This window comes from Deinococcus yavapaiensis KR-236, assembly GCF_003217515.1.
Taxonomy (GTDB): Bacteria; Deinococcota; Deinococci; order Deinococcales; family Deinococcaceae; genus Deinococcus_A; species Deinococcus_A yavapaiensis.
In genome coordinates, this window is sequence record NZ_QJSX01000003.1 from 1 (window position 1) to 12,074 (window position 12,074).

At 66.1% G+C, this 12,074-nt stretch carries 14 protein-coding genes and 1 pseudogene; 7 read left to right on the forward strand and 8 right to left on the reverse strand.

Annotation, left to right across the window (positions count from 1 at the left end; genetic code table 11):
- A pseudogene (locus DES52_RS04185) lies at window positions 1-527 on the reverse strand (ATP-dependent zinc metalloprotease FtsH); the annotation flags it as partial.
- Window positions 528-653: 126 nt separating this feature from the next.
- Here DES52_RS04185 and DES52_RS04190 point away from each other — a divergent pair.
- From DES52_RS04190 to DES52_RS04215, 6 genes are all read left to right on the forward strand, one after another.
- The gene (locus DES52_RS04190) at window positions 654-1,145 is read left to right on the forward strand and encodes a DUF4384 domain-containing protein (RefSeq protein WP_110885549.1); all 492 of its coding nucleotides are present in this window, start codon (window positions 654-656) and stop codon (window positions 1,143-1,145) included.
- Between the two features lie 60 nt (window positions 1,146-1,205).
- Window positions 1,206-1,535, forward strand: a complete 330-nt coding sequence (locus DES52_RS04195) for a nucleotide pyrophosphohydrolase (protein ID WP_110885550.1) — start codon at window positions 1,206-1,208, stop codon at window positions 1,533-1,535.
- Window positions 1,528-2,052, forward strand: a complete 525-nt coding sequence (locus tag DES52_RS04200; protein ID WP_110885551.1) for a YfiT family bacillithiol transferase — start codon at window positions 1,528-1,530, stop codon at window positions 2,050-2,052. Before DES52_RS04195 ends, DES52_RS04200 begins: the two co-directional genes overlap by 8 nt.
- 79 nt (window positions 2,053-2,131) lie before the next feature.
- Window positions 2,132-3,565, forward strand: coding sequence for a 30S ribosomal protein S12 methylthiotransferase RimO (gene rimO / locus DES52_RS04205; RefSeq protein WP_110885552.1), 1,434 nt, complete (start codon window positions 2,132-2,134; stop codon window positions 3,563-3,565).
- Between the two features lie 77 nt (window positions 3,566-3,642).
- The gene (locus tag DES52_RS04210; RefSeq protein ID WP_110885553.1) at window positions 3,643-4,698 is read left to right on the forward strand and encodes a hypothetical protein; all 1,056 of its coding nucleotides are present in this window, start codon (window positions 3,643-3,645) and stop codon (window positions 4,696-4,698) included.
- A 1-nt stretch (window position 4,699) separates the two neighbouring features.
- Window positions 4,700-5,377: an arginase gene (locus DES52_RS04215; protein WP_110885554.1), complete on the forward strand. Its 678-nt coding sequence runs from the start codon at window positions 4,700-4,702 to the stop codon at window positions 5,375-5,377.
- Here the strand turns inward: DES52_RS04215 and DES52_RS04220 are convergent.
- From DES52_RS04220 to DES52_RS04250, 7 genes are all read right to left on the reverse strand, one after another.
- On the reverse strand, window positions 5,361-6,602 hold the full coding sequence (locus DES52_RS04220) for an MFS transporter (protein WP_110885555.1): 1,242 nt from the start codon (window positions 6,600-6,602) through the stop codon (window positions 5,361-5,363). The genes DES52_RS04215 and DES52_RS04220 overlap by 17 nt on opposite strands.
- Window positions 6,603-6,633: 31 nt before the next feature.
- Entirely contained in the window at window positions 6,634-7,095 is a 462-nt protein-coding gene (locus DES52_RS04225) for a DinB family protein (RefSeq protein WP_110885556.1), read from the reverse strand.
- Window positions 7,096-7,123: 28 nt separating this feature from the next.
- A complete protein-coding gene (locus DES52_RS04230) occupies window positions 7,124-7,465 on the reverse strand; it encodes a YraN family protein (RefSeq protein WP_110885557.1) in 342 nt (113 codons plus the stop codon).
- Window positions 7,462-8,142 carry an HAD family hydrolase gene (locus DES52_RS04235; protein WP_245900691.1) on the reverse strand — a complete coding sequence of 227 codons (681 nt, stop codon included), beginning with the start codon at window positions 8,140-8,142 and terminating at the stop codon, window positions 7,462-7,464. Before DES52_RS04235 ends, DES52_RS04230 begins: the two co-directional genes overlap by 4 nt.
- Before the next feature lie 72 nt (window positions 8,143-8,214).
- Window positions 8,215-8,994, reverse strand: a complete 780-nt coding sequence (locus DES52_RS04240) for an ABC transporter permease (RefSeq protein WP_110885558.1) — start codon at window positions 8,992-8,994, stop codon at window positions 8,215-8,217.
- A gap of 36 nt (window positions 8,995-9,030) precedes the next feature.
- The gene (locus DES52_RS04245; protein ID WP_245900693.1) at window positions 9,031-9,990 is read right to left on the reverse strand and encodes an ABC transporter ATP-binding protein; all 960 of its coding nucleotides are present in this window, start codon (window positions 9,988-9,990) and stop codon (window positions 9,031-9,033) included.
- 69 nt (window positions 9,991-10,059) lie between these two features.
- A complete protein-coding gene (locus DES52_RS04250) occupies window positions 10,060-10,716 on the reverse strand; it encodes a PIG-L deacetylase family protein (protein WP_110885559.1) in 657 nt (218 codons plus the stop codon).
- A 200-nt stretch (window positions 10,717-10,916) separates the two neighbouring features.
- On the opposite strand from DES52_RS04250, the gene DES52_RS04255 reads away from it, so the two are divergent.
- A complete protein-coding gene (locus DES52_RS04255) occupies window positions 10,917-12,074 on the forward strand; it encodes an ABC transporter permease (RefSeq protein WP_245900695.1) in 1,158 nt (385 codons plus the stop codon).

The window sequence follows — 12,074 nt, forward strand, 5'->3', positions numbered from 1 at the left end:
GGAATGCGGGCGCCGAGCGAGTGGAAGCGTTCGGGGTTTTTGAGGAACTCCACGACTTCCACCAAGTCCGCTTTGGCTTCGTCGCATCCCGCCACCTCTGAAAACGTCACCTTGACTTGCCCTTCGGTGAAAACGTGGGCGCGAGAGCGACCGAAGTTGTTGTTGGCGCCGCCGCCCGCGCCGCCGCGCATGGAGCGCCAAAACACGAAGAGGATGAGGCCGAGCAGGACGATTGGCAACAAAGACGTCAACCACGAAAGGGAATTGCCCGTGCGCCGAACGACGACGTCCGCGCCCGCCGCGCGCATTCGCTGCAGCAAGTTGGGCGTCGCCTGCACCGCGATGTTCTCCTCGCGGTCGGCGCCCCGAATTCGCACGTTGGCGTTGCCGAGCGCGTCCAGGGTGACGGATTGGACACGGCCCGCGTCCAAGTCGCGTAGGAAGTCGCCGACCGTGTACGGTGCCTGCGCCGTCGCCGCGCCCAAAAGCAGCAGGAAGAAAAAGACGCATCTCAGCGTTTCACGCATGCCTTCATGCTAGTACGCGCCGCGCGAGGTGAAACTCGTACCTCTTGCATTTAGGTGAACGTTCCGGCGAAGAACACTTCAGAAAGTGGTCAGTCACGCGTCAGACCTCATTCGTACGCTGACCGTATGAAGAACGTTATGCTTCTCACCCTTGGCGCGCTGGCTCTCAGCGCGTGTACCGTCGCCGTGCGGCCCGGCGTGTCCGTGACCGCTTCGAGCAGCAACCTCATCGCCGATCTGCAACCGGACCGCGGCGAGGGCAGCACCTACTTCGTCGGGGAGCGTGTTCGCTTCCGCTTCACGACGCGCGCGTCCGGCTACGTCACGCTCGTGTCCCTGGATCCCGACGGGTACGGCAACGTCCTCGTGCGCGACACGTACGTTCCGGCGGGCACGACCTTGTTTCCTCGCCCGAGCGACGCCTTCACCTTCGACCTCACGCCGCCGCGCGGCGTTCAACGCGTGCGCGCGATCTTCACCACGAATCGTGCCACCGCGCAGATCGTGTTCAGCGGGCGCTACGACCAGAACGGCTGGCGGACGTACACCGACACGTACCTGCAACCCGTCGGCGCGTCGCAGCGCGACGTCGCCGAGACGTTCTTCACCATCCGCTGACCGTACGTTCGACGACGACCGCCCGACGAGGCGGTCGTCGTTCGCGTTACACTCGCTGGCATGAGCCTCACGTTCCGCGATGCCGGCGAGCGCGTCGACGCGTACATCTCGCAGTTCAAGGAAGGATACTTTCCGCCGCTCCTCATGCTGGCGCGCCTCACCGAGGAAGTCGGCGAGGTCGCGCGCGTCGTGTCGCACTTCAGCGGCAAGACACCGAAGCCCGGCGAGGACGAGGGCGACTTGGAAGCCGAGCTCGCCGACTTGCTGTTCGTGATGATCTGCATGGCCAACGAGCGCGGCTTGAGCCTGGAGCGTGGATTCGACCGCGTCATGACGAAGTTCGAGACGCGCGACAAGGACCGCTGGACGCGCAAGGACGCCGATGAGTGATCCTCGCTATCCTATCGGCCGACCGAACTTGACGAGCGCGTTGACGCCTCGAGGGCGAACGGCCTGCATCGACCGGATCGCCGAGCTTCCCGGCCGTTTTCGAGCCGCGCTGGGTGACTTGAGCGACGAGCAACTCGACGCGCCTTACCGCGAGGGCGGCTGGACGCTGCGGCAGCTCGCGCATCACGTGCCCGACAGTCACCTCAACGCGTACGTCCGCACGAAGCTCGCCCTCACCGAGGACGCTCCGACCATCAAGCCGTACAACGAGGAAGCCTGGGCGAACTTGCCCGACAGCGTGAAACCCATCGAGCCCTCCTTGCAACTGCTCGAAGCGCTGCACGAGCGTTGGACCTCCTTGCTGAGGTCGCTTCCCGACGAGGCTTGGGCGCGCACGTTCGTTCACCCCGAGTCGCGCCGCTCGTACACGCTCGACGAGTTGGTGCAACTGTACGCTTGGCACGGCGAGCACCACTTGGCCCACGCCTCGACGTTGAGGACCGCGCGCCAATGGTGAAGGCCGTTTGGCTTGGCGGCGTAAGGTGTCCGAAACGCCCTTTGCCGTGCCTTCACCTTAGTACAATCCTCCTTTGGTTATGACGGCGATTCCCGAGGTTCCAGCCTCTTTCGAGACGAACAACGACATCAAGAAGGTGGGCTTCATCAGCCTCGGGTGCCCGAAGGCCCTCGTGGACTCGGAGCGCATCCTCACGCAACTGCGCGCGGAAGGGTACCAAATCGCGCCGACATACGAGGACGCCGACACCGTCATCGTGAACACCTGCGGTTTCATCACGCCCGCCGTGGAAGAGTCGCTCAGTGCGATCGGCGAAGCGCTCGACGCGACGGGGAAAGTCATCGTCACGGGCTGCCTCGGCGAGCGGCCCGAGCAGATCTTGGAGCGTCACCCGAAGGTCGCGGCCATCACGGGTTCTCAGGACGTGGAGGGCGTCATGAGCGCCATTCACGATCTCATTCCGCCCGACACGAATCCTTTCACGAGCCTCATTCCCGGCGACGTGAAGCTCACGCCGCGCCACTACGCGTACCTCAAGATCGCCGAAGGCTGCAACCACAAGTGCGCGTTTTGCATCATCCCCAAGCTGCGCGGCCTGCAAGTGTCGCGTGACGCGGGCGAAGTCTTGTACGAGGCGTTTCGCTTGATCGCCGCGGGAACGAAGGAGATCATGGTGATCTCCCAGGACACGTCCGCGTACGGCGTGGACATTCGTCACCGTGACAGCGAATTCCAAGGCGAGCAGGTGCGGGCGCACCTCACGGACCTCGCCGTGAAGCTCGGCGAGATGGGCGCGTGGGTGCGCATGCACTACGTCTACCCGTATCCGCACGTCGACAAGATCGTGGAGCTCATGGCGCAGGGCAAGATCTTGCCGTACCTCGACGTGCCCCTTCAGCACGCTTCGCCGAACGTCTTGCGCGCGATGCGCCGTCCGGGCGCGGGCAAGCAACTCGAGACCATCAAGCGCTGGCGCGACATCTGCCCGGACCTCGTCATCCGCTCGACGTTCATCGTGGGGTTTCCCGGCGAGACCGAGGAGGACTTCCAGATGCTGCTCGACTTTTTGGAGGAAGCGCGCCTCGACCGCGTGGGCGCCTTCACCTACTCCGAAGTCGAGGAGGCCGACGCGACGCGCTTCGAAGGCCGCGTGCCCGAGGCCGTCAAGGAAGCGCGCCTCGCGAGGTTCATGGAAGTCGCTCAGCGTATCTCCGCCGAAAAGCTGCAGGAGAAGGTCGGCCGTGAGCTGGACGTCATCGTCGACGAGTTCAACGACGACGAGGACGACGAGCTTCCCGGCACGAAGCTCGTGGGTCGCACGAAGGGTGACGCGCCCGGCATCGACGGGCAAGTGTACGTGTACGCGGGCGAGTTCGCCGGGCAGGTCAAGATCGGCGACATCGTGAAGGTTCGCGTGGAGGACGCCGACGAGTACGACCTCTACGGCGAGGTGACGAGCCTCGTCGATTGGCGTCCGAACGTGCCGCAACTCGGTCACTTCGGCAAGCACTGAGAAGAGCGAAAAGCGAGCGCGGAGCGAGAGTACGAGTCGCTCCGCGCTCGCTTTTCGCTTCGCCGCTACACTGAATCATGCGCTTTCTCGCCTTGAGCTCGGTCCTCCTCGTCGGCACGTCGCTCGCGGCCCCCTTGGGCGTCTTCTCGGGCAGAGTCGGCTCGTTCGACGTCGTGATGAAGCTCGACGAGCCGACGTCCGATTGGAGCGTGTCGAACAGCACGTACTTCTACACCTCCAAGGGACTCGACGTTCCCCTCGCGTACCGGCGAAGCGGCTCGAACGTCACCGTGAACGAATATGCCGCCTTCGAACTCGGGGCGGACGAGCGCAAGGCCACGGCGACCTTTCGAGGCACCTTGAGCGGCGATTCGTTTCGGGGAACGTGGAGCACGACGGACGGAAAGCGGACCTTGCCGTTCACCTTGAAGCGCGTGAACGTCGCGACGCTTCCCCTCGCGCTGCCGTCCTCGCCGGGCTTGTTGGCCTTGCGAGCGAAGGATCCGTACAACTTCGTCAAAGTGAACCGCGCGTTCGTCGTCGCCAAGCGTGCGGGCGACGTGACGTGGCTGCGCGAGCCTCGCTCCGGGGTAACGTACCCGCGCTTGCCGAGCGGCGCGGCCGTGAACGCGGCTTTGCAGGACCGGCAACTGCAGGACGTGCAATACGCGTTGTCGTGCCTGTCTGACTTGAGCCAGCGCAGCGACATCGACTTGCAGGAAGGTTGGGAGCAAGACGTCACCATCACCTACCGCTCGGCCACCTTGCTGAGCGTACGCTCGGACGTCGGTTATTACTGCGGCGGCGCCCACCCCGACGCCTACATCGACGGGTTGACGCTGAACGTGCGGACGGGCCGCGCCTTGAAACTCACCGACTTGTGGCCGACGCTCACCGCGAAGTCGCTCGACGCGGAGTACAGGCGCGGCTTCAAGCAAGAGGGCGAGCCGCCGTGCGAAGAGACGCTCTCGAATCGAGCCGCCGTGACCTTCGAGGATTACCGCGCCTTCCTGACGAAGGACGGCGTGACTCTGTGGCCGACGTACGTGCCGCACGTCGCCGCTCCGTGCGCGGTCGAAGTGACGATTCCCTTCGCGCGTCTCGGGCGAGGCGGCAGCCTCGCTCCGCGCTGAGATGCTGCTGTCGGTCGACTGGGATTACTACAGCGGCACCGTCGAACACACGTTCGACGCGCCGATTTGGGGTTCGCGCGACCGCGAGGAGGACCGCGTCGAGGCGTGGCGAGCGCGGGCGCGCAAGCGGGGCGGGGCAGACTGGGAGGTGCTCGCCGAAGACTTCCCTTTGCACGGCGATCCCACCGGACTCTCGCGGTACATGGGAAGACCGACCTTCGTGGCGTGGAGTCACGCTTCCGCTTGGGCGTGGCTCGAACGCTTTCCGCGGCGCGAGGTCGTGAACTTCGACAGTCACCACGACTTGTACAGCTCTTCGGGCGATCCCGAGCGCGTGCGGCCCGGCAACTGGGCGGGCCTCGCCCTGAAGCGCCAGCTCGTCACGCGCTACACGTGCGTCTACCCGGCGTGGCACGAGAACGTGCGGGTCGCCGAGGGCTTCGACCTCGGTCGCACGCGCGGCGAGATCGAGCAGGCTCGGCCCGACGTCGCGCCTTTCGTGGCCTTGAGCAGAGGAGACGCCCTGCCGCCCGCCGAGAGCGTCGAGGCCGTGCTGCTCGTGCAGTCGCCGTCTTGGACGAATCCCGCGCATGACGATGTATTTCTCGATCTCGCCTCCCGCTTGGACGCCGAGGAGCTGACCGCGCCTTATCGCCGTTCCTTCAACGAACGTTTCTGATGTTGCGCACGAGGATCACGCCGAGCATGAAGAACGCCGCCGCCAAGCCGAACACGAGGACGTAGCCGAGGTTGTCGCCGCGCCCGTTCCCCCAATCGAGCAAGAATCCTTGCGGCGCGCTCGACAGTTGCGGCGCGACCGCCGCCACGTGCCACACGCCCATGTCGCGTGCGTAACTCTTCGCGCTCGGCAAGGCGTCCGCGCCGAGCGCCCAATCGACGGAGTTGAACGCCCCGAAGCCGAAGCCGAACACGACGGCGAGCGCGAGGGCGACGGGAAGGTTCGGCGCGACCAAGAACAGCAAGGCGCACGTCGCCATGAGGGTGCCCGCGACGTAGATGACGGGCTTGCGGCCGAAACGGTCGGCGAAACGGCCTGCCGTGAGGGCGGTCGTGACGCTTCCGGCGATGATGCACACCAGCATGACGCTCGTGAGCGTCGCCGCGTTCGCCCGCTGTCCGAGGACGTCACCCATGTAGAACTGGATGAACGGCTGGACGCTGTACTGCCCGAGGCTGAAGAAGACGCGCGTGACGAACACCCACAAGAAGGCGTTGAAGGTGAACAATTGCCACACCGACAACTTCTCGCCTTGTTCGCGCTGCACGGGAGGCGGTTCCGGCACGAAGCGCACGGTGATGCTCGCCGCCACGAACAGCACGACGGCGACCAAAGCGAACGACGCGAGCGCCGGAAGCTTCAAGGCGCTCACGACGAGGAACGCGATCGCTCCGAGCAGTTGCCCGCTCGCCTGCAAGAACGCCATCGCGCCGCTCGCTCGTCCGCGCTGCTCGGGCGCGACGAGTTGCGGAATGAGGGCGGTGTACGGCGCCGTCGCGAGGTTGTTGCCGAACTGAACGATCATGTACCCGAGAAAGTACACGACGTAGCCCGTGAAGCTATCCAGCAGTATGGACGCGCCGCCCATGACGGCGAGCCCGAGCACATTGATCAGCATGCCGGCGCGCAGCAAAGCCATGCGCTTGCCGACGCGGTCGGAGTACGCTCCGACGATGGGCGGCAAGACGAGCGCGACGATGGCGCCCGTGCCGAGCAGCAAGCCGAGGTACGAGCCTTTGGCGGCGTCACCGACGAAATGCGAGACGTTGGCGGGAATCAAGATGAGCAGCAGCAACAGCCAGTGGAAGCTCGTGCCGAACCAGAAAGCCGACAAGGCGAAGTGGTTGACGGCACGCGTCGGAATTTCGGCGCTCGGGGTGCTCATGTGAGGCCACTGTATCGTGCGGCGTGGCCGCTCAGGTCTTGGCGCGCACGAGCGCGGTGTAGAGGTGGTGCCCTTCGTGCTGCAGCCAGAACTCCAGCCAGCCCGCCAGCGTCTTCGTACCGAACACGCCGTGCGTGCCGATTCGCTGCCAAGCTTCGGGCGGCAAGGCGCGCAGTTCCGCGAGAAGCTTGCGGCGCTCCGCCTCGAAATCCTGCAGCAACTGCGCCTTCGACTTCGCCGTCCACACCGCCGTGTCGGGATGCGTGTCCGGGTTGAAGCGCGTGAACTTCGGGTCGTCCTGCGAAAGAATCCACCCGACGCGCTCGCGCATCGCGTCGTGGAACTGCCCGAGGTGCGCGAGGTTCGCGTGCGCGCTCCACTTGCCGGGCACGCGCTCTTCCTTGAGGCGCTCTTCGGTCACGTCGTCGAACAAGTTGTGGACGAGCGCGAGGTTCGCTTCGAATCGGTCCAGCACAGCCGAGGGTTGGCTCATGGCCGCAGCATACGCTTCAGAGCGCTCTTCACTCCACGTTCTCCAAGTGAAGCAGCGTTCCTCGCGACACGTCGCCTTGAATGGCGACGAAGTCGAAACGACACGGCACGTCGTCGCGCCCGAAGGTCTTGTGGAGAAAGAAGGCGGCGGTGCGACGCAGCAAGGCGAGTTTGCGCGCCGTGAGCATCTCGGCGGCCGCGCCGTGCGACGTGGCGTGGCGGTGCTTGACTTCCGTGAACACGACCACGCCCTTTTGCCGTGTGACGAGGTCCAGCTCACCGCCAGGCACGCGAAAGTTGCGGGCGAGCAACTCGTGTCCCTCGTCCAGCAGGTGCTTCAAGGCGAGGTCCTCGGCGTCCGCACCTTTCAAGCGTCGTCTCGAAAGGGAAGGACGGCGAGCCATGTCGCGAAGTCGGGCACTGCCCATGTCGCGCCGGCGTCCACGAGAGCGTCCGCGCTTTGCGTCGTCGTGATGCCGCACACGAAGCAACCCGCCTGCGCCGCGCTTCTCACTCCGCTGATGGCGTCCTCGTGCGCGAGGCACACGGTCGGCGGCAAGCCCAGCAGGTCCGCGCCCTTCAAGTACGGCTCGGGGTGCGGCTTGCCCCGCTCGACGTCCGATCCGAGCACGCGCGCCTCGAAGCGTCCCGTGAGGCCGAGGGCGTCGAGACCGAACTCGACGTTTTGCTCGTCGGCGCTCGTCACGAGGGCGTACGGAATGCCTCGGTCGTCGAGCAAGTCGAGGTACGCGCCGAGGCCCGTCACTTCACGCAGGGCGCCCAGGGCGAGGTCTCGGTAGCGCTCCTCTTTCGCGACGTGCAGGGCGAGCGCCTCGGCCGCCGACGGCGCGCGTCCCGTGAGGCGCTCCATGATCTCGGGATTGCGGCCCCCGTCGACTTTCGTGTCGAGGTCGTGATCGCTGAGGTCGAGCTTCAAAAGTTCGCGCGCCACCTCGCGCCACGCCAGGCGATGAAACGCGTTGTTGTGTGTCAGCACGCCGTCCATATCGAACAGCACGCCGCGCGGCCAAGGAAGGAACGTCGTCACGAGGACACTATAAACAGCTTGTCTGAACGCAAGCGGGAGGCCCAAGTCGGGCCTCCCGCTTGCGAGGAGATGTCAGACGTCCTTGCGCTCGAAGGTGAACACGGACAGCAGGCCGAAGCCGACCGTGTAGATGGCGAGCAGGATGAGCGAGCGCGTGACTGCGCTGGGGTCGGGCTGCACGTACGCGTCGAGGTGCGTCGTGAGCAGCAGTTGCTGGAAGTTGATGGGGAACACCACCAGCAGCCGCATGAGCAGCAGCGTCGCGATGGTCGCGAGGGCCGCCGCCGCCGTGTTGAGGTACAGCACGCCGAACAGCAAGGCGAGGGCCGCGATCGGCATCAAGGTCGCCGCGGCGAGCAGGAAGCCGCGCACGATGTCGCCGAGGGCGGCGCTCGGAGACAACAGACCTTGCCCCACGAACCCGGTCGCACCGAAGCCCGTTCCACCCGCGAACTCGGCGAAACCGAAGCGAGCCCCGGCGAGCAGGCTGGCCAGCAGCAGCACGCCGACGAGCAGCAGCGGATACGTGAGGGCGGTGAGCAGCTTCGCGGCGAGCAGCTTGCTGCGGCTCAAGGGACGCAGCAGCAGCGGCGCGAGGGTGCCGCTGCTGATTTCCGAGCCGATCAGTTCGGCGCTCGTGACGGCCACGAAGATCGGCAGCAGGAATTGCGCGGCGGTGATGAGGGCGAGGGCGGGTACTTGCCAGCCGCTCACGAGAATGAGGTTGTACACGTCTTGCAACCTCGGCGCGAAACTCCAAATCCACGGCAGAAGCACCGCCACGATCAGCGCGAGCCGAACGGAGCGAAAGCCGATCAGCTTGCGGTACTCCAACGCGATCAAGCTCAGCATACGAATTTCACCTTTTGAACGTCACCTTTCCCCGGGTCACTTTTCCAGCCGCTCGCGGTAGTACTCGTAGAGGTCGAACAAGTCGGGCGCGGCTTCCAGCACGCGCACGCCCTCGAACGCGAGCCGCGCGAGAACGTCGGGCACGAACGCTTCGTCGCGAAGCTCCGCGACGGCGTACGGAGTGCGAACGGTCGCGCGGTTGACGAAATCGAGGGTGCTCATGATCGACGCCGCGCGGCTCGGATCGTCGACACGAAAGCGGAAGGCGCTGTGGCGCGCGCTCAAGTCCACGGTGTCCACGAGACGCCCGCCCGCCAGGATGCCGACGGTGTGCGCGTACGCCGCGATTTCCCTCAAGTGGTGCGACGACAAGATGACGGCGCCGCCCGACGCGGCATGGTCCGACACGATGCGGTGAATGAGGCCGATTCCGAGCGGGTCGAGTCCCGACGTCGGCTCGTCGAGGATCAGCACTTCCGGCTGCGCGAGAATGGCGCTCGCCACGCCCAGCCGCTGCCGCTGCCCCAGCGAGTACTCGCCGACCCGGCGGTCCGCCATGCGCGTGAGCTCCACGAGCGCGAGCACTTCACGAATGCGCGCGTCGTTCACGCGCGCGCCGCGCGCACCTTGCGAAGCGAGACGCGCGTGAAGTCGCAAGTTCTCGGCCCCCGTGAAGCGCGTGTAGAACTTCGCGGGCGCTTCCACGACCGCTCCGAGCGTGGCGCGCGCCCGGCTGCCTTCCTCGTGGACGTTGCGTCCCATGAGGGTGACTTCGCCGCTGGAGGGAAACGCGAGGCCCGTGATGCAGCGAATGAGCGTCGTCTTGCCCGCGCCGTTGGGTCCGGTGAGCGCGAAGACTTCTCCGCTGCTCACCGTGAGGTCGATGGAGTCGAGAATGGGAACGCGCCCGTAACGTTTACTGAGTCCGCGCACGACAACGGCCGGTTGCCCGTCGCCGCGCACGCCGGACGAAAGCACTCCTCGTTCTTGGATCACAATTCAGCTTAACAAAGTCTTGAGGCGCCTCGACCGGGAAACTTCACGGCCGTCGAGAATTCGAGCCGATCAGCTCGGCCGTTCGACGCGGTGGAACGTCTCGCGCAGGATGCGGCCCGGGAACTTGCGCATGAAGTCCACGGTGGACAACGCTTGCGTGCGGTGCTGCGCGATCGCCTTGAGCTTGCGTTCCAAGTACGGCGACGCGTCCATCTCGACGTTCGGCGGCAGGTACGCCTCCAAAAGCTTGGGATCCTCGGGCGGCGGGCCCGCGTAGAACCACAACTCGGGCCGCTCGTCGAGCGATTCGAAGGCTCGCCGCACGGCGGCGGACGTCGCGACGTGATCGGGGTGGCCGTTGCTGCCGTTGGGAGGAAAGGTCAGGACGACGTGTGGCCGCAACTCGCCAATGGCGTTCGCCGCGACGCCCGCGAGCTCCGAGACGTCCACGTCCTTCAGGCCACCGTCCGGGTACGTCAGGTGACGGTGTTCCTGCACGCCGAGCACGCCGAGACATGCGCGAAGCTCGGCTTCGCGAAGCTCGGCGAGTTCCTGGGGCGAGTTGGCGAGGCCGAGCGTGCGACCTTTCTCGCCGCGCGTGAGGGTCACGAGCGCGACGCGCTCGCCCGCGTCCGTCGCGCGCATGATGAGGCCCGCCGCGCCGTATACCTCGTCGTCCGGGTGCGGCACGATCAACAACAGGTTCGTAGAAGCCGAAGTCGTCATAGGCGGCAACGTACCACTTCCGCGCGCCATTCGCCTGAAGGTGAACGACCTGCGCGCGTCAGGAGAAGCATCTCGAATGTCAGGCTTCATCTAACCTTTATAATGATGGGGATGCTCCGCCTTTCCATTCCTTCACCGCGGCGAGCGCGCCCAGCCCGAACTCGCTTCGCGGTGGGCGCGCTCGCCGCGGTGAGGTGATCGTGGCGAGCGCGGCAGACTTCGTGCACTTGTCGTGGCGCGGCTTGCGGGCGCGGCGAGTGCGTTCGATCCTCACGATGGTCGCCGTGGCCGTCGCCACGGCGGGCCTCACGGTCTTCTTGTCGCTCGCCGTCGGTTTGCGCGCCGCCGTGAACGCGCAAGTGAACAGCATCCGTCCGCAACTGCAAGTCTCGCGGGCGGGACTGTTGCAGTCCCTCGCGCCGCCGCCCGACATGAGCGAGAGCGTGGTGCGGCAAGTCGAGGCGCAACGAGCGTCGTTGCAGCTCACGCACGTCACGCCCGTCATCTTGGCGCCTCAGGAGCGCGGCGGGCTTCACGTCACCCTTTACGGGATTCCGGCGTCGGCAGGGTTTCAGCGCGTCTATCCTTACGTCCGGGCGGCGAGCGGCCGAATGATGCGGCCGGAAGACGAAGACGCCTCGGTCGTCGTGCTCGGCGACGCCGTCGCTCGCCGCCTCGGGGTGCGCGTCGGGGACGCCGTGGATCTCACGGTGCGCGAGCGCGTGAACGTCGTCGGCGTGATGGAGCGTACTTCCACCCTCACGGACGCCTTCGTGATCGCGCCGCTCGGCACTCTGCAACGCGCCTTGGACGTTCCGGGTTTCGTGTCGCTCGTCGCCGTGGAAGTCGCCCGCGACGCGGACGTGCCCTTCGTCGCGCGAAAGCTGACGGAGCGAGTCGACGCCGAGGTGCACACGCAGCGCGCCGCACGTGAAGTCGTCGCTCGGCTGCTGCGAGGCGTGGACGCCTCGCAGTGGGCGCTCGCGAGCGTCGCCCTGCTGGTCGGCTTCCTGAGCGTCCTCACGACGATCACGATGGCGAGCTTCGAACGCCGCGTCGAGCTCGCCGTGCTTCGCGCCCTCGGCTTGCGGCCCGCCCAAGCGGCAGGGCTGATCGTCTTGGACGGCGTGCTGCTCGCGTGCGCGGGCGGCGCGGCGGGCTTGCTGGCCGGTTGTCTGCTGAGTTTCGCGCTCGGCCTCGTCACGGAGGTCACGCTCGGCGTGCGAGCCACCGTGACGACTTGGAGCGTCGTCTCGTCGGTCTCGGTCGTCAGCGTCCTGATCGGCGGTTTCGCGGCCTTGCCGGGCGCGTGGGCGGCGAGTCGGCGAGGCATTCCCGACGGCTTGAGGGCGAGCTGA

Bases quoted from the DNA above. Each gene is read 5' to 3' on its own strand.
- DES52_RS04190 (WP_110885549.1), top strand. From the start codon at position 654: ATGAAGAACGTTATGCTTCTCACCCTTGGCGCGCTGGCTCTCAGCGCG.
- DES52_RS04195 (WP_110885550.1), top strand. From the start codon at position 1,206: ATGAGCCTCACGTTCCGCGATGCCGGCGAGCGCGTCGACGCGTACATC.
- DES52_RS04200 (WP_110885551.1), top strand. From the start codon at position 1,528: ATGAGTGATCCTCGCTATCCTATCGGCCGACCGAACTTGACGAGCGCG.
- rimO (WP_110885552.1), top strand. From the start codon at position 2,132: ATGACGGCGATTCCCGAGGTTCCAGCCTCTTTCGAGACGAACAACGAC.
- DES52_RS04210 (WP_110885553.1), top strand. From the start codon at position 3,643: ATGCGCTTTCTCGCCTTGAGCTCGGTCCTCCTCGTCGGCACGTCGCTC.
- DES52_RS04215 (WP_110885554.1), top strand. From the start codon at position 4,700: ATGCTGCTGTCGGTCGACTGGGATTACTACAGCGGCACCGTCGAACAC.
- DES52_RS04220 (WP_110885555.1), bottom strand. From the start codon at position 6,602: ATGAGCACCCCGAGCGCCGAAATTCCGACGCGTGCCGTCAACCACTTC.
- DES52_RS04225 (WP_110885556.1), bottom strand. From the start codon at position 7,095: ATGAGCCAACCCTCGGCTGTGCTGGACCGATTCGAAGCGAACCTCGCG.
- DES52_RS04240 (WP_110885558.1), bottom strand. From the start codon at position 8,994: ATGCTGAGCTTGATCGCGTTGGAGTACCGCAAGCTGATCGGCTTTCGC.
- DES52_RS04250 (WP_110885559.1), bottom strand. From the start codon at position 10,716: ATGACGACTTCGGCTTCTACGAACCTGTTGTTGATCGTGCCGCACCCG.